This window comes from Neptuniibacter sp. (assembly GCF_024231755.1).
Lineage (GTDB): Bacteria > Pseudomonadota > Gammaproteobacteria > Pseudomonadales > Balneatricaceae > Neptuniibacter.
Genome location: NZ_JAAEQH010000183.1, coordinates 13161 through 30416, shown reverse-complemented (window position 1 = coordinate 30416; position 17256 = coordinate 13161). Strand labels below are relative to the sequence as shown.

Genomic DNA, 17256 nt, shown 5'->3' with positions numbered 1-17256 from the left:
TGGGTTAAAGTTAGACATAAAAAACGCGGCTAAAGCCGCGTTTTTTTCTATTTTGACATGAACTACTTATCATCAAGAAGGTTCTGTGGGCTAAAGCCCATAATCAAAGCTCCCCAGTGCTGACCATTGATATACAGTGGAATCGATAGATCATTAAGGATTTCACCGGTATCCCTGATGTAAGTCTGCAATAGGAAAGGAGCGGTAGAGCTTGCACGTCTTACCTCCGCCCTGTTACCTGCGAAGATACGGCGATGACGACTCTTAACATTATCAACGTCAAAGTTACCCGTAATACGCTCAGATACTTTTGTGTGATGCGCAGGTGCATACCCATTACGGTCTACAGCAATAGCATAAATAAATTCTGGTCGCTCTGAAGTAAAACTATCAAACAGTGGACGCATTATTGCTTCATACTGATCTGCATAGCTGGTGTCATACTTCTCAGGGCGTTGACCTTCATTGGTACGTACATAGTTCTGATCAAACAGATTACATCCACGGTTGGAAAGATCTTCCAATGCATCCTGCACCCGAACAGACCAACCACGGCCAGCCTGAATCATCCCCTCGAATGAACCATATCCGATGATAAAGCGGGATAGCAGCTCCTGAGTTTCCTCAGTTGAATGCTCCAGCTCTTCAGAGAAACGACGTGACTGTTCGATCTCACCATGCATATCTGTAGAGATATTAGTAATTTCAGTTACGTGGTTATGTGATTCACGGTTAGTGTAGGCCAGCTCATCAATCGCTGCGCTGATACTACTCAATTGGCTGTTAAGATCTTCAAAATCGGCAACCAGGCCATGGAACTGATCATTGGTACTACCGATAAATTCTTCGGTAGAGCCCACATATTCTAGGATCGTTACCGCACTGGTGCCCGTGCGTTCAACTAACGTGGACATCTGGCTGATATTAAGATCAATCTCACTCGTCGCAGTACTTACCTTTTGCGATAGGTTACGAACTTCATCTGCTACTACCGAGAAACCTCGTCCAGCCTCACCCGCTCGAGCAGCCTCGATTGAAGCGTTCAATGCGAGTAGGTTAGTCTGGTCAGAGAAGTCTTTAACCATGCCAAGAATCTCAGTGATATTCTTGGAGTTGTTTTCCAGCTGGTGCACAGTGTCCTGGAAATCTGTCACCTGATGGCGAATCGCCTCTACTTGTTGCTGCACCCGCCCTAACTCAGTACTGGAGTGACGAATCTCTTCAAGGTTTTTCGAGTTATTTTCAGAAATCTGCAGGGTACTACCTGCGATATTATCAATCGCCTGAGTTGCTTCTTGGCTAGACTGAAAAACTTTCTGAGCCTGCTCTTCCTGTTTAGTAGCCGACCCCTGAGCCTCAATTAGAATTTTCTGCAGACGAGTTGAACTTAAGGCAACGCTTACACTACGACGGCGACTTTCCGCAATCATCGATTTCAGGCTTTTAGAGAAACCGTTATAGCTCTCTGCCATATCCGAAATCTCATCATGTGTGTATTCAGGCAGGGTGGCAGATATATCGCCATCTTTATCCTTAATCGCTTTTAAAACACCTGTCATCGCGCTTATCGGACGCAAAAACAGATGACGCATAAAGAAGATAGTCAGAATACCCGTCACTAAGGCAAAACTTACTGTAAGCAATCCATATAGCCAGAAGGAATCAAGGTGCTCCTTAAGAATATCTACTGGAATGGCATCTGGCGATGCTGCCCCCAGATATTCATCCAGCTTTCCGAAGTGATAGTAACCAATGACCAATAGGACAACATGGGGCAGGAGTAGAAATAACACATTACCGACAATCTTTTTCGTCAGCGTGTTAAAGATAGCTTTCTCTACACTGGTATAAAGGCTCATTTTCGCTCTCATTATTCTTATAGAATGTAGCTGGAGATCCCTTCTCAGCTGGATTTTATAGCGTTCCTTCTAAAACATCATAGTCTATTTCCACTAGTCGATAGCATTATAAGGCTATGAATTAGCAGAAAAACTACCACATATCACATATTATTCAAACAAAACCCTACCAAAGTACCCATGCAATTCTTTGATTCAGTTCTTTACGTCTATTTTTCCAATCGGGGCAGAAAGCTCCTACCAACTTCCAGAACTCAGAACTATGGTTCATATGCCGAAGATGAGCCAGTTCATGGATCACTACATAATCGATCAGCTCTTGTGGAGCCATAACTAAACGCCAGTTGAGCGAAACCTCCCCTGCAACACTACAACTACCCCAGCGCCTTTTAAACCCCTTTATTTTCAAAGAGCTACAACTCAAACCTGTCACTATTTGCCAATAGTCTACCCGCTCCTTCAAAAACTCCTCAGCTTGTACTTTGTACCACCTGACAAGCGCTTGTCTGACACACTCCTCTATCTCTTTCTTTGAACGGTTGGAGATCACAACTTTAAGCACGTTGTTATCAAGTGAGACTGAAGTTCTTGAATCTTTGCACCAGTTTAGAGCATAGCTTTCACCAAGCAGTGGAAAAGCAGCTCCTTGTTTGATATTCAAACAAAAGCGTTCATTATTTTTGGCCTGCTCAAAGTAGTGTTTTTCTATCCAGGATCGACGCTTTACAAGCCATTGATCAACCCACTCATCATCCACCCACGCAGGTATGCGGACCTCTATTCCCTTATCGCTTATTTTGATCGCCGCAGTTTTTCGTCTTGAGCTACGAATAATTGTGTAAGGTAGATTAAGATTACTAGTGTTCATCGTTCCTGGATCAAGGAGCTTGGGTAATTTAAGAATGGTTGCTGACTATAGAGAAAAGCTGATTGGGAAAACAGATGGAAGCGTTGATTAAAGAGATTAAGCAGTGCAAGTTATGTGAACCACACCTTCCATTGGGTGCGAACCCCGTTTTCCAGATATCCCCTACATCTAAGCTATTGATTATTGGCCAGGCTCCCGGAACTAAGGTACATCAAACCAGTATTCCCTGGAATGACCCCAGCGGCGATCGTCTAAGAGATTGGCTAGAGATGGATAAAGAGGCGTTTTATAACTCAGAAAATATATCCATTGTGCCCATGGGGTTGTGCTATCCAGGAAAAGGACGTTCTGGCGATCTGCCTCCTCGCCCCGAATGCGCTCCCCAATGGCACGATATAATTCTTAAACAACTAACCCAAGTACAGCTGATACTTTTGATCGGCCAGTATTCACAACAGTATTACCTGAAGGAGTCCGGCCTTACCGCTCAATACAAAACGCTAACTGAAAGGGTTAAGCACTTCGCAGAATGCCCTGGAATTTTTTTCCCATTGCCGCACCCTTCACCACGGAATCAGATCTGGTTAAAGAAAAACCCCTGGTTTTATAAAGAATGTTTACCGGCATTAAGAGAGAGGGTTCAACAAGCTTTGGGTTAAACAGCCGAAGATTCTTAGACCAGTCTCATACACCGTGTAGCGAGCGTCAAAAAGCGCTGACGCTGTTCAATGTTATCCCCCTGCCCATAACGTATGGCTTCATAGTTTCGTCCTAAATCCTGTAATGATTCGGTCAGTTCGCTGCGAACAGAAGAAACCCGATCGAAATAATTTACCACTGTCTCACCAGGAGCACGTTGTAGACCCTGTTTCTCCAGTTGTTGTGAAAGCCTGAAGACGGCTTCATCACATGGGTCTAACTTAGGCCCTCTACTCCTTTTAAGAATCAACAAACTGGTCAAAGTGATAATCACAGCAAAGGGTATAAGCAGGAATAGCATCAATCTCAGAGGTGTAACAGCACCCAGGATATCTTTGAGGAAATTTCCTTGCTGGTTGTGATAGCCCAAAACCCAGCGGTGCCAACCATAGTTGAAAGCCTCCATCCGTAATCGAATATGGGACAGTAAACCATCATTTCTGATAGTGGCCGAAAGAAGAGGACTGTCTGCAAGGAACTGGTTGTCGCCACGGAACGTTTCATCAGATGGGCGTTCTATTCGTTCTGGGGCAACGTAAGCGGTGGGGTCTATTCTTACCCATCCCTCCTGTTCAAACCAGGCTTCTACCCAGGCATGGGCATCATACTGACGAACAAGCAGGTAACCTTCATAAGGATTCCACTCCCCCCCCTGATAACCAGCAACAATTCTGGCAGGAATCCCTACAGTCCTTAACATGAAAGCGGTTGCGCCGGAGAAATGTCCACAAAACCCTTTTTGCGTCTCAAATAAGAACTGATCTATGTCATCATCTCCCAATCGAGGTGGCTGTAGGGAGTATGTAAAAGACTGATTGTAATACTGCAGGATTCGCCCAATAAACGCTTCCCTGTTTGGGTTCTCTTGCCACCAACGTCTCGCCAGACGACGGGCTCTCTGATTCCCTTCGGGTAAAATCAATTGCCGTTTAAGGTCAAGGATATTTAGTGGACGGCTGTAACGATCACTAAGTAATGACTGAAACTTATACTGCTTTCTCAAGGTCTGATCACTCAGACTCTTCAAAGTCATATCTTCATTGATCTTGAGCTCTGCGGGCCACTGGCTTATCTGCTCCAGAACGGGAATGTATTTATCTTGGTTGGGCTCAAGAATGATTTCATAAGCCTTCCTGCCACCGCTGATTCTTACCTGCTCATCAGCAGAAACTACAGATTTCTCACCCGGCAGGTTTAACCAAGTACGCCCATCAAAGTCGTTCATAACCAAGGCACGCCAATACAACTCTGATTGTTGTGGCGGCCCATCTTCAAACTCAACCCTGAAAGCCACTTCAGCTGAGCGAGTCAGAGAGGAAATATCACCCGGAGACATGTTATCAGCCAAACCTGTTTTGGCTGCTGCCTGATCTAGACCAACCTCCCATAACGGCCCAATACGAGGCATGACAATAAAAAGTACTACCATCAATGGAATCGCTGGAGCCATAAAAAACGCACAGCGCCGTAAAGGGCTCCAGAATGACGTTAAGCGGGTGCTGTAGATTGAAAGCAGAGCAGTTGTACATATTAACAGTGCCAAAAAGACATAAACTGCCATCAACACAGACTGACTAAACAGGAAAGAGGTCGCGATAACCAGATAAGCAACATAGATAACGACAAGAGCATCCCTTCTCTTATACATCTCCAGTGTTTTAAGCCCAAAACCTACCACCAGCAAGGCGACCGTGACACTGATTCCGCCACCCATCCTATAGCTGATTAATACACCAACGGCAGTGATCATCACTAATGCAGCACGGACAGCCCAATGGGGAAATGACCAGCGCCCCATATACACCATTAAACGCCAACCCAGACAGATAACGGTCAAGAAAGGTACCCAGACAGGTAGATGGCCCAAGTGCGGTAGTAACACCGTAACCACCATGAGTAACTGCCACAATAAAGAGGTACGAGTAAGTTGCTCAGCTTTCATGATCGCTTCCCACTTAAATGAGAAGAGGGGAATTTTGCCAAGGCAATTAAAACCTTCTCAAGATGGGCAGGACCTCGATCAGGGGATAAAACTAAGTCAGGAAGCGCCAGGCCGTATTCTATACTCTGATGCTCAAATTGCTGGGCCCAATAACAGATAACCGATAACTTCTGCTCAACGCTCAACTCTGGCCACTGTTCCCAGTTTAGCCACAGCCTTCTATCCCGGTTTCCAATATAACTTTTGATAAATAAGCCCCGCCCCTGCGCATATTGTTTCCAGGCGATGCGTTTTGTTGAAGCCCCAGGCTGATATTCATCAAGACCAGAAAAGTCATCACCACTATCGTCAGACCCAGGGTGATCTCCCTCCCCTTCATGCCCGCTAAATACAGGCTGACGCCCTTTGCTCGGTTTCGGGTAGACTAAAATCTCTATTTCAGGTTCTAACCACGACCACGCTCGCAATAAACCAAACGGGTAGCGGGTCTCAATTTTGAGAAGTCCAGGTGAAAACCTTCCTCTTAGTCCGGTACGGGCATTGAGATGAACATTCTGAGTTTGGTTACTGTCCAGATTAACCTGCTCTTCTGGTTGCCCTTTCCAGCCCAATTGCACACCTTCGTAGCTGCGTTTACTAACGCTATCCACCTGCAGAAGGAAATCAGCCATATCTCCGCTGTAACAGTTATAGCCTTTGACCACTTTTACTCTTAAGCCTGAGAGATTGAGAAAGGTGTAATGTATGGTCATAACGCCCAGAGAAATCAGCAAAAAAGCTACCGCATAGATAAGGTTATTCTGGTAGTTCATTGCAACCAGCAGCATAACTAGACACAAAGAAAGAAACGCCCAGCCAGCGGCAGTGGGGAAGATGTAAATTCTCTTCTGGGTAAGCTCAATCAATTTTCCTTTGGGCCGCCTTCTGGAAGCCCACTTTTGAAAACGATGAACAAAAGGTTCGGTAATCGAGCTAAGCATCAGCTAACCCACAACGTCGACTTCGCCAAGAAGTTTGCGGATTAATGCCATACCTCCATGTTCAGCATAATCTTCTGCTGAACGTAGCCGGTGACCGAATACTGGCCCCAGAAGTACCTGAATATCTTCGGGCACAACGTAATCACGCCCCTGCATATACGCCCAGGTCTTAGCTGTATTCAACAACGCCAAGCTACCCCTTGGAGATATGCCGTATTCAAAATCACTCGATTCACGGCTGAATTTCACCAATCGCTGCAGGTAGTCCAGCAAACTGTCTGATGCAGAGACGCTCTGGCAGACTTGTTGAAGCTCAACAAGTTCTGAAAGGCTCAGGCACACGGGAAGATCCGATATTTTCTGGCGCGCATCACCTCCCACCAGTAATTCTCTCTCAGCTTCATGAGAGGGATAACCCAGCTGCACCCGCATCAGAAAACGGTCTAGCTGAGATTCTGGAAGAGGAAACGTACCATATTGTGATACTGGGTTTTGTGTAGCGATCACAAAGAAAGGATCTGGTAGAGAATAGGTTTGCCCTTCAACAGTTACCTGTCGCTCTTCCATCGCTTCTAAAAGAGCACTCTGGGTTTTAGGGGTGGTACGATTGATCTCATCAGCCAGTAACAGTTGAGTAAATACTGGTCCCTTATGGAACTCAAACTGGCCAAGGCTAGAGTCGAAAATAGAAGCCCCCAGAATATCTGCTGGAAGCATATCACTGGTAAATTGAACTCTCTGATATTCCATACCTAGCACTTGAGCTAATGCATGGGCCAAGGTGGTTTTCCCCATCCCCGGCAGGTCTTCAACCAAAAGGTGTCCACCACTCACCAAACAGGTTAACGCCTGTCTGATCTGGACCTCTTTCCCGTATAAAACACCACCTACTGTTTCAACTAACTGGTCCAATTTGTCGCGCATGCTTCACTCCTAAACCCTATTGCCCGACTAATATGCCAGTTAACATCAGTAAATAACACTTAACATGTTGATTTTAATTAACTTAAAACTTTAACGGCATAATTTCCTTGTGGTAGTCAGCAAACTCTGACCTGCAAACCTCATCATCTGGGATAATTTGCACCAGATTCGCCTCATGAAGGCCTGCTTTAAGACAGATGTCATAACCTTCTTTGATATTTTTGCAGGTGATAATTCGACCTTCATCGTCTTTTATCAGCTCCCTTTTCCGATCACCCCCTCTGCTAAATTCCACCTCAATCACCATGGGTCCACTACCAGATTCGATAAAATTAACCGCATTAATATGATGCTGAAGATGCAGATCAGTTAACTCGTCAATATCCATAAATCGACCACCCTCTTCTCTAGAAAGCCCTATCGATTAAGCTTAGCTAAAAAATCACGATTTACAGTATTAGGCTGCCAGTTAGAAGGGGTTTAAGCGCATAAAAAACCCGGCTAAGGCCGGGTTTAATTATGAAAAAGGATCAATGATCGTGGTCGCAACCTTCACCATGAACATGGCCGTGTGCGATCTCGTCATCTGTGGCTTCACGAACCTCAGTGACTTCAACACTAAATTGCAGAGTTTGTCCCGCCAGCGGATGGTTGCCATCAAGCATAACACCATCATCTTCGACAGCCGTCACTGTAACTGGCTGCTGGCCCCAAGGCGCTTCAGCCATAAACTGCATACCAACCTCAATATCATCAATACCCTGAAAATTTTCACGGGCAACTTTTTGAACCAGTTCAGCCCGGATCTCACCGTAACCCTCTTCAGGCTTAACCACGACATCCAGCTTGTCGCCAACGGTTTTACCGATTAACGCTTTTTCCAGACCTTCTACAATATTGTGCGCACCACACAAAAAAGGAAGAGGTTCCTGGCCCTCAGAGGAGTCTAGTAAGTTGCCCTGCTCGTCTTTAAGCTTGTAGTGGATTAGCGCAACGAGGTTTTCTGCGATCTGCATATTAAGGATACTCATGTAGGGGAAATTAAGGATATTCAGCACAGAACTAATAAGCAAATAGATAGCATTTTCAGCCCTGATTAATCTAAGGCATTTATCATACAGCTAAGGTAAGCCTGCTTCCAATGCTTATCGAGCATCAACTTTTCAACAAAGTGAGCACTAAATTTGGCTAAAAACCGAAAATTAGGAATTTTTCTTAAACCCAAATGAATACTTCTGTGCTAATTTTAAGCCCATGAAAGAGCTAAGCTCATGGAGGAATTGAAAATGGAAAATGCATGTACACTTTGTTATGACCTTGTTCTGCATCATAAACCTCACTCAGCGCTGAAAAAAATTAGTGAACTGAAAGGTAGTGAACTGTACAAATGCTGTTGTTGTTATGCCTATCTACACAAACACAACAATGAATGGGAAATCATCAGTGGTGGTGATATGAAACAGCCTTCGGAGACTCAAACCACTACATATAGCAATGACGATTCGAAACCTGAAACAACTCTTCCCAATCAGGACTGCATGCACTATCAGCATTCGTAACCAATGGATGCTGATAGTACCTTCCCTAATTAGTACTCACCCCAACCAACTTCAGTATTAAAGCAACCCTATCTCGTACATCATACCGACAAGCTGGGTTTTATTACGGGCACCAAAAATTCGTTTAGCACGTGTTATGTGGTAAGTGATCCCTTCTTCGGTCAACGCTAGTTCATCTGCAATGCTTTTAACCGGCATTCCCTGAGCTGTCATTTTCATAACTTGCAAGCAAGTAGGCGATAGCGGCTGCTTTTTCAGATAAGGGTTTTGCTCCGCCTCACTCACTACCTGTAGCACCTCATGGTAGCGGATCAGGATTGGAACCAGCCATTCGCTTATCTTAGAAAAGTAAACCGTGAATTCATCTGCTGGCATCTCATGGTACAGACCAAAATAGTGGAACCAGTACGTGCTATTACGTCCTGGCATCGGTATATACACGCGTGAAGAAATCCCGTGTCTTTTCCAGAATTTTTCAGAAAAAGGACTATACGCAGTTGAGGAACTATTAATTAGCAGAGGCGATGTAATACTTGGCAGCACATCCCAAAGAGGATCGTTGTGAGAAATATCGCGATTGTAGGTATCGACCAAAGACGCTGGGAGCGTGCCTTGGATGTCAACATCTTTGCCTCTTTGTCCGTCACTCTCAACACTTGTGTTAAGAAGACCTCTTTTGATAACAGAATAAGAATAAGATACGAAACCCAACTGAGATAATAGGTCTTGTATTTCCTGTAGCAGATGTTCCCAATTACATTCTAAAGCTAGAACAGATGTTTCTTGAGAAAACTGCTGCTGTTTTAGTTGAAGAAGAACTCCTTCCATATCTTTCACTAAAACACTCCCTCGTAAAAACAACCCCTGCCAGTGCATGAGGTTTACAGCTAATAAAACAGCCATTCAAACAAAATAATAATCTAAGCAGCTCGAAATAACAGGCCGTATATTCAGGGATATTAGTAATATCCCCTAGTGATAAGGTAATGATAGAACTATTACAGCAAGCAAGAAGTACCAAAAAATATAGTATATCGACCTATTTTCAGTCTTGGCTCATGTATTTGTCTGACAATTAGCCGAAAACTCTAATTTATGGGGGCTGAAGACTATTTTCTGGGTAAAAATACCCAAGCATTTTACTCTGATACAATGCATACTTTATAAACTTAAGTGTAAAAAACAGGCTAATTAACCTTACTCAAACAAAGGCTTTTGTATTCTCGCCAGCTACCTCTAATAGTATAGACGAGCTTGCTTCTAAACGTACATTTCAAACAAAAAACATGTTAAAACTAGAACGGTTATTACAAGATATTCATGCCTATATCGACATGAATCCTCTCGGATTTAAAGAGTATGATCTGATCCAACATCTTGTCACATGCAATCCGCTGATCGGTTCAATAGCCGAAGATGGGAATCTAGAGCTGTTCAAAAAACATTTCCTGACAATGAACGGACTTTATCGATTACAGGAAAAATACTGGAAGGAACAAGGACGTTTTCTGAATATCACATCAGTATGGATTCAGTTGGAACCGCCTTCTGAAAGAAACAGCATCTCAAATGAACTCACAGATAATTCCAGTAACCAGAAGTTAAAAGAGTACTACCTGGAATGGGATAATTACTATCAGGCTACAGAAGAAACGGTGGAGGAACTGCTCACTGCATTCTGGCAACACTTTCACAAACTAGATCAGAGAGATAGCGCATTAGCTATGCTAGACCTAAGCTGTGATGCAACCTCAAGTGAGATTAAACAACGATATAAAGAGCTGGCAGCCCTACACCATCCGGATAAAGGCGGCGACGTTGAACTGTTTATTCAGGTTCGTGCCGCGTATGAAAACCTTAAATAAGGTGATTGATTAAGGTCGCACTCCCAGGCGGAAGGAACCATCATCAAAAAACTGAACTGCTTGTTTGCGCTTACGACCAATAAGAACAGGACCATTGTCGAAGAATAGAAAGTTTTTCCAGTGCTTACGAAATACTTTCCACTTAGTTTCAATAATATGATCACACTGGTAGCAAAAAAATATCGTGATATTGTCATCCCAATCCTTGAGGTATTCTTCGATCAGTTCTGGTAGATCATCCTTATTTGAATCCCAGGCAGACTGCCATAAATCTTTTTCCAGCCAGTTGGAATCATTTGCAGCCCAATCATTCTCAGCAAAAAATTCTGGGTGAGAAGCTCCCCTACTGATATGTTCCCCCCAGATCTGCTCTGCCCTTTTCTCCGTTAAGGGTTTGATCAGATCAAGATCCTCCTGTGGTATAGGTAGATCCTTGTGGCGGAAGATCCATGCTTTGGTGTACTCAGCTAGGGGTAGGTAATTCATAAACTCTGGTTGTCTCTATCAAGCTGTTTCACAGCGAATGATTAGTAAAAAGAAAGGGAGCCGAAGCTCCCCTCCCTGAACAAATACATCGGATTAAAGGCTATTCTTCACCTTCAACACGGTTACAGCCACTCTGTTTAGCAATAAACAGGTTTTCGTTGGCACGACGCAACATATTGTCGGAATCATCTTCAGGGCCATTTAACGCTGCGACACCCACACTCACAGTGAAACGAACATCACCTGCTGAGTATGGAATCTCCATCTCTTCCATCAACTTGCGAACCCTGTTTCCTGCAGCCATACCCTGTTCATGATTGGTCTCTGGCATGAACATAATAAATTGGTCATCACCGTAACGAGCAAGGAAATCAGAAGTTCTCTTCATGCCGTGAATGGTAGTCACAAGCTGCTGCAGGATCTGATCTCCGCAGTCCCACGAGTAATCATCATTTAATTTACTGAAGTCATCGACATCTATCACCATAAGACTGCAAACCCAGTCATAACGCTGAGCCTGAGCAACCGCCTGTTCCAGCACAGGACGTAACGCACGACGATTATATGCACCGGTCAAAGGATCACGCTGTGCCTGACTAGTCACCTGACGCTCTAAACGACGCTTAGAAGAGATATCGCGGAATACTGCTACTACTTCACTTTCTGCAGCAAAACAACGCAGTTCAATCCATTTAGTCTCAATCAAACCCTGCTCGCGCAGATTGGGAACATGTTCAGGGCGTAGCTGGATGTCTGAGGTTTTTACTGCCTTCTTGTCAGCTGCTTTAACAGCCGTAGCAGTAATATCACCAGATAGATCCGCCGGAAGTACGTCCGACAGTTTACGCCCGATCAGGGCATCAGCATCTAGCCATTCAGCGGCACCTGCGGAACACGCCAGGATCAAACCTGTTGCAGGTTCAAGAACCATCACCGCATCTGCAGAGGCACTCAGCAACGCTTCATAACGTGCCAGGATCTGTTTATCGGACATCCACTATTCTCCAAGTAACCAGACAAAAACATCTATCAAAAAGATAGCCGTTTGCTTCGCTCTGAACAACCTGTTTATCCCTTTTTTTTCACCCAAGTACTGGAAATCAGACCAGTTTTTAGGATTTAAGGAGAAGGTTAGAGGATATAGTACTCTAGTGGAGGGAAGCCATTAAACTCAATAGAACTATAACTGGTTGTATACGCGCCAGTAGAAAACCAGAAGATATGGTCGCCAATTTCTAGTGAGAGCGGCAATTCATATTTGTGCTGTTCATACATGATATCTAGGCTATCGCAGGTAGGCCCTGCCAGAATCACCTCTTCCTCCGCTCCCTCTCGAGATGTAGCGATAGGATACTTGATCGCTTCACCCAGAGTTTCTATCAAACCGTTGAACATACCTACATCGGTATAGACCCAACGTTCTAGTGCAGTTGAAGATTTTCGTGATATCAGAACAACTTCTGAAACGATAACACCGGCATCTCCTACAAGAGAACGACCAGGCTCTAGGATAATATGTGGCACATCATCCCCAAAATCCTCTTTAAGGAATCGAGCTATCTCCTCAGCATAGGTCGTGAATTCATTAGTCTTCTGCAGATACTTGGCAGGAAATCCTCCGCCCATATTGATCATCTGCATCTGAATATTAAATTCCTGCTTCAGACGTTCAAATATCACTTTAACTTTAGCTATGGCCCCATCCCAAACATCGATATCCCGTTGCTGAGAACCAACGTGAAAGGAAACACCGTAAGGAATCAAGCCCAGATCCCTAGCCTGTACCGCTAGCTCAACAGCCATCTCCGGATTGCAACCAAACTTACGGGACAGCGGCCAATCAGCTCCCTCTGAACCATCAGTTAGTACACGGATGTAAACCTTTGAACCAGGTGCGTGCTCTGCGATATTGCGAAGATCCGCTTCAGAATCAGTAGCGTATAGGCGTACCCCTTTTTCATAAAAGTACTTTACTGCTGAACTTTTCTTGATGGTATTTCCATAACTCATTCGTTGCGGATCAACACCGCACTTTAAAACTTTGTCTAGCTCCTGAGGGGATGCAATATCAAAACTGGAACCCTGATCCGCCAAGAGCTGAATCACTTCATCAGCAGGATTGGCTTTAACCGCATAAAAGATATCAGCAAGTGGAAAGCCTTTTTCAAGTTCCTCATAACGAGTCTGAATAACCGAAAGGTCCAAAGCCAGGAAAGGCGTTGGTTTGCTATTTATTAGTTCCTGAAGGCGCTCAGTGGCATCAGAACGAAATGGCTGTGGTAAGATCATGGCAAGGTAGCACCACAAAAAGAGTTGAACAGAGAAGACCTTTAAATTCGCGCGAAGTATATGTGAATAACAGTGGTCAGGAAAGCCTTATAAAAAGATAACAAGGAGAGCTTAAAGCTCTCCACCATGGGACACGATTTTTTCTATTTCAGCAAACGTTTTCGCTTCATACATCACTTCAAAACCAATTTTCAGACGACGGGAAATATCACTTGCAGAGATAACTCCCCGGATACGTAAAACGCCGGCTGTACTCTGGTCCACCACTACCACATGCTGATCACCTGAGCCCTTCAAAGTCAGCATTACATCGCCGACTTTAGCATCTTTAATCTGCTCATAAGTCAGCGCTCGAATATGTAGTTTCCCCAGCATAATATGCCGAACCTGTACCTGATCCCGGCTCACCCCATCACGCTGCATAAATGCCATTACTTTTCGCCCTGAAACATCTGCAGCTGTAACAATACCGGCAAAATTATCATGATTATCCAGGACAAACAGCATGCGTACATGCTGGCTTTTCATATATTCCAGAGCTTCTTCAATAGGCATGGATTCCTGCACTGTTACCGGTTTGGTCTTGGTAAAATCCGTTAACGTATCTATAGCAGGACTGTGTAGACTGGTAGGAGCATTGCTCGTGTCTGGTGACAGGATGTAATCAACATCGGAGATATCCTGTAAACGAATATGTCTGAATTCCTGAAACATACCGATCCTCATATTATTTTTCTTTTCAGAATAGACGAGGAATTCAGTTTTTACTTTTTAAAGCGCTTTTTTCATGCGATAGGCACAAAAAAGCAGCCACTAAGGCTGCTTTATGTAGTCATAAATTAAGTCATCATCTGACCGATCAATAACCCAATTCACTAGGATCAATCACCACCCCTAGAGAACGCTTATCGATAAACTTACCCTTGCTGGTTTCTTTATAACGAAACGTGACCTTCTTACCCAGTTCTATTTCAATATCTTTGTCCGGTGAAAGATAGGAGTACTCTTCCCCGTCTACAGTAATCATATGGATATAATATGGCGGCATTCCAACCCACTCCGTGTGGGGACCATCTGTTTCCACTTTTTCCAGTACACCACGTCCTGAAAGTTTTGGATTCTTCTTGTAGCCGCCTCTGCGACCCTGAAAATTGCCAGGCATTAAAGTTCCTCAAAGAAAAGTTACTGCTTAATTGTAGCGTGCCTACTCGCTGTGTAAATTGATTGCGAGGAAAATACTGTTAAGATTTTCAGCCTCTCTGAAAAAAGATTAAATAATGATCAAACTTCCCATCGAATCAGCATTACCATCGTTAAAAGAAGCCTTAACTCAGCGCAACGAGGTCGTACTGGAAGCACCTCCAGGTGCCGGTAAAACCACTTGTGTGCCTATCGCTCTGTTAGAGCAGCCATGGTTAGAAGACCAGAAAATCATCATGCTGGAGCCACGTCGCCTTGCAGCCAGAGCCGCAGCAGAAAGGATGGCATCTGTTCTTGGGGAAAAGGCGGGGGAAACCGTTGGTTACCGTATCCGATTAGAAAGCAAAATTTCCGGCTCAACTCGTATTGAAGTGGTCACCGAAGGTGTACTTACGCGGATGCTGCAATCCGATCCGAGCCTTGAAGGTTATGGTTTGGTTATCTTTGATGAATTCCACGAAAGAAGTCTTGATGCAGATCTGGGCCTGGCTCTAGCACTGGAAGCACGTGAAATTTTCCGGGATGAAGACCCGCTGAAACTACTGGTGATGTCAGCTACACTGGATGGTGAAGCCGTCGCTGCACTTCTGAACAACGCGCCAATTATCAGAAGCGAAGGTAAAAGCTATCCGGTTAAACACCTTTATTCAAAACCAGCCCAGCCGAACGAATGGATAGAACCACGCGTGGTGTCCACGATCCAACAAGCCCTGCTGGAACAAAGCGGTAGTATTCTCTGTTTTCTCCCAGGTCAGAAAGAGATTCGAGAAGTAGAGAAGCAACTACATGAATCTCTGCAAGATCAGCAGGATATTCTGCTAGCACCTCTCTATGGCAATCTCACGCTCGAGCAACAGCGCCAGGCGATAGAATCACCTCCTGAAGGTAAAAGGAAAGTGGTTCTAGCAACCAATATTGCTGAAACCAGTCTGACCATTGAAGGGGTTGAAGTAGTTATTGATAGCGGCTTGAGCCGTTTTGCTCGCTTTGATCCGCGTACCGCAATGAATCGTTTGCAGACGCGTAAAGTATCCAAAGCAGAAGCGACACAGCGTTCCGGTCGTGCCGGGCGACTTTCACCTGGGGTCTGTTACCGGTTATGGAGTGAAGGCCAGCAGGAGCAGCTAAACAGTTTCAATCCTCCTGAAATTACCCAAGCGGATCTGACCCCATTAGCATTGCAGCTCTGTCACTGGGGTATTAAATCCCCTTCTGAGCTTAACTGGTTGGATACTCCACCAGATGGTAGCTATCAGCAAGCGATAAACTTGCTTCAACAATTAGGAGCCTTGAAAGAGGACTTTTCTCTCACTGAACATGGCGAGACGATGGCTCAATTCCCTGCCCATCCACGACTCGCTCATATGCTGATTAAAGCGACAGAGTGTGGATGGCAGAAAGTCGCCTGTCGGTTAGCAGCTCTTCTGCAGGATAAAGACCCGCTTAAACAGGGCGGGGCTGATATCCAGGATCGGTTGGATTGGCTAACGACCAAAGCTAGCAAACAAAATCGAATCAATCAGCAAGCAACGAGTTATCTGAAGCTTTGCCAGAAACTGATCACGCAATCTGAACACGCAGCTATCGATCAAAAAGATCTACCGGGATTACTACTCGCGATGGCTTACCCTGACCGTATTGCCAAACAACGCAACCAAGGCGGGGATACATATAGGATGAACAGTGGTCGTGCTGCTGCATTTTTCCAATCAGACGCGCTCAATAAACAGCAGTGGATCGCAGTCGCCCAGCTGAATAGCAAGGAAGGTAAAGCCACCGATTACATCTCTCTTGCGGCAAAACTAAATCCTGAAACAGTCAAAGTATTTCTACCAGAGCTGATTCAGGAGAAGGAGTTGGTAAACTGGGACCAGACAGATAACCGCCTTCTTGCAGAAAAGCAGCAATCGATAGGCACACTTGTTCTAAACTCAGAACCACTGTCAAATGCCTCTGAGGAAGCCATAAATGAGGCGATTATCGCTTTTATCCGCAAACAGGGAATTGAGATTTTTAACTGGAGCGATGAGCTGAAAAGCTGGCGCCAGAGGGTGAACTTTGTTTACGAGCAGGAAAAGTCTAAACCTGACACACAATGGCCAGACCTCAGCGATAAGGGTTTAATGTGCTCGCTTGAGCAATGGCTTACCCCTTACCTTTCTGGGGTAAGACAGCTCAGTCATCTAAAAAAACTGGACCTTAAGAACATCCTCCAGGCCTTGCTGCCATGGCCTTTACCACAACAGCTGGATCAACTTGCACCCGAAAGGTATCAGGTGCCTTCCGGTTCCAGAATCCGTATAGACTACTCTGAAAATCCTCCTGTGTTAGCGGTCAAACTACAAGAGATGTTTGGCTGTAAAGATACACCGGTAATCGGTAATGGCGTTGCACTGAAGCTCCACCTGTTATCCCCTGCCCAGCGTCCGTTGCAAGTGACACAGGATCTGAAGAGTTTCTGGGCAAATAGCTACACTGAAGTACAGAAAGATATGAAGGGACGCTACCCTAAACACCCCTGGCCGGATGATCCATTAACGGCAATTGCGACAGCAAAAACAAAAAAGGCCAGTCAGAGATGACTT

17 protein-coding genes are annotated in these 17256 nt (G+C 44.8%); 4 read left to right on the top strand and 13 right to left on the bottom strand.

Annotated elements, in window-relative coordinates; all coding sequences use genetic code 11:
• Window positions 1-62 precede the first annotated feature (62 nt).
• Both GY843_RS09780 and GY843_RS09775 read right to left on the bottom strand, forming a co-directional pair.
• Window positions 63-1859 (bottom strand): methyl-accepting chemotaxis protein, encoded by a 1797-nt coding sequence (locus GY843_RS09780; protein WP_297309028.1) that lies wholly within the window; start codon window positions 1857-1859, stop codon window positions 63-65.
• A 166-nt stretch (window positions 1860-2025) separates the two neighbouring features.
• Entirely contained in the window at window positions 2026-2727 is a 702-nt protein-coding gene (locus tag GY843_RS09775) for a M48 family metallopeptidase (protein WP_297309026.1), read from the bottom strand.
• Window positions 2728-2801: 74 nt separating this feature from the next.
• On the opposite strand from GY843_RS09775, the gene GY843_RS09770 reads away from it, so the two are divergent.
• On the top strand, window positions 2802-3386 hold the full coding sequence (locus tag GY843_RS09770; protein ID WP_297309024.1) for a uracil-DNA glycosylase family protein: 585 nt from the start codon (window positions 2802-2804) through the stop codon (window positions 3384-3386).
• 14 nt (window positions 3387-3400) lie between these two features.
• Here GY843_RS09770 and GY843_RS09765 read toward each other — a convergent pair whose 3' ends face one another.
• The 5 genes from GY843_RS09765 to GY843_RS09745 all read right to left on the bottom strand — a co-directional run bounded on the left by GY843_RS09765 (window position 3401) and on the right by GY843_RS09745 (window position 8288).
• Complete coding sequence (locus GY843_RS09765) at window positions 3401-5368, bottom strand: DUF3488 and transglutaminase-like domain-containing protein (protein ID WP_297309023.1); 1968 nt, start codon at window positions 5366-5368, stop codon at window positions 3401-3403.
• Entirely contained in the window at window positions 5365-6180 is an 816-nt protein-coding gene (locus GY843_RS09760) for a DUF58 domain-containing protein (RefSeq protein WP_297309022.1), read from the bottom strand. The genes GY843_RS09765 and GY843_RS09760 overlap by 4 nt, the downstream gene beginning before the upstream one ends.
• A gap of 171 nt (window positions 6181-6351) precedes the next feature.
• Window positions 6352-7272 carry a MoxR family ATPase gene (locus GY843_RS09755; protein ID WP_297309021.1) on the bottom strand — a complete coding sequence of 307 codons (921 nt, stop codon included), beginning with the start codon at window positions 7270-7272 and terminating at the stop codon, window positions 6352-6354.
• Between the two features lie 82 nt (window positions 7273-7354).
• Window positions 7355-7660, bottom strand: coding sequence for a hypothetical protein (locus GY843_RS09750; RefSeq protein WP_297309019.1), 306 nt, complete (start codon window positions 7658-7660; stop codon window positions 7355-7357).
• Window positions 7661-7802: 142 nt separating this feature from the next.
• Window positions 7803-8288, bottom strand: a complete 486-nt coding sequence (locus GY843_RS09745) for a peptidylprolyl isomerase (RefSeq protein ID WP_297309018.1) — start codon at window positions 8286-8288, stop codon at window positions 7803-7805.
• Between the two features lie 270 nt (window positions 8289-8558).
• On the opposite strand from GY843_RS09745, the gene GY843_RS09740 reads away from it, so the two are divergent.
• A complete protein-coding gene (locus tag GY843_RS09740; RefSeq protein ID WP_297309016.1) occupies window positions 8559-8831 on the top strand; it encodes a hypothetical protein in 273 nt (90 codons plus the stop codon).
• Between the two features lie 57 nt (window positions 8832-8888).
• On the opposite strand, the gene GY843_RS09735 is transcribed toward GY843_RS09740, so the two are convergent.
• On the bottom strand, window positions 8889-9659 hold the full coding sequence (locus GY843_RS09735; protein ID WP_297309097.1) for a LuxR C-terminal-related transcriptional regulator: 771 nt from the start codon (window positions 9657-9659) through the stop codon (window positions 8889-8891).
• A gap of 458 nt (window positions 9660-10117) precedes the next feature.
• Between GY843_RS09735 and GY843_RS09730 the strand changes: the two genes are divergently transcribed.
• Window positions 10118-10696, top strand: a complete 579-nt coding sequence (locus GY843_RS09730; protein WP_297309014.1) for a DNA-J related domain-containing protein — start codon at window positions 10118-10120, stop codon at window positions 10694-10696.
• Between the two features lie 9 nt (window positions 10697-10705).
• On the opposite strand, the gene GY843_RS09725 is transcribed toward GY843_RS09730, so the two are convergent.
• From GY843_RS09725 to GY843_RS09705, 5 genes are all read right to left on the bottom strand, one after another.
• Entirely contained in the window at window positions 10706-11182 is a 477-nt protein-coding gene (locus GY843_RS09725; protein WP_297309012.1) for a DUF2947 domain-containing protein, read from the bottom strand.
• A 100-nt stretch (window positions 11183-11282) separates the two neighbouring features.
• On the bottom strand, window positions 11283-12176 hold the full coding sequence (locus tag GY843_RS09720) for a sensor domain-containing diguanylate cyclase (RefSeq protein ID WP_297309010.1): 894 nt from the start codon (window positions 12174-12176) through the stop codon (window positions 11283-11285).
• Between the two features lie 137 nt (window positions 12177-12313).
• Window positions 12314-13471, bottom strand: coding sequence for a type III PLP-dependent enzyme (locus GY843_RS09715; RefSeq protein WP_297309008.1), 1158 nt, complete (start codon window positions 13469-13471; stop codon window positions 12314-12316).
• A gap of 111 nt (window positions 13472-13582) precedes the next feature.
• Window positions 13583-14185, bottom strand: coding sequence for a CBS domain-containing protein (locus GY843_RS09710; protein ID WP_297309005.1), 603 nt, complete (start codon window positions 14183-14185; stop codon window positions 13583-13585).
• 145 nt (window positions 14186-14330) lie between these two features.
• Window positions 14331-14633, bottom strand: coding sequence for a hypothetical protein (locus tag GY843_RS09705; protein WP_297309004.1), 303 nt, complete (start codon window positions 14631-14633; stop codon window positions 14331-14333).
• A gap of 115 nt (window positions 14634-14748) precedes the next feature.
• Here GY843_RS09705 and hrpB point away from each other — a divergent pair, with 115 nt between their 5' ends.
• Window positions 14749-17253 carry an ATP-dependent helicase HrpB gene (hrpB, locus tag GY843_RS09700; protein ID WP_297309003.1) on the top strand — a complete coding sequence of 835 codons (2505 nt, stop codon included), beginning with the start codon at window positions 14749-14751 and terminating at the stop codon, window positions 17251-17253.
• Window positions 17254-17256: the final 3 nt, after the last annotated feature.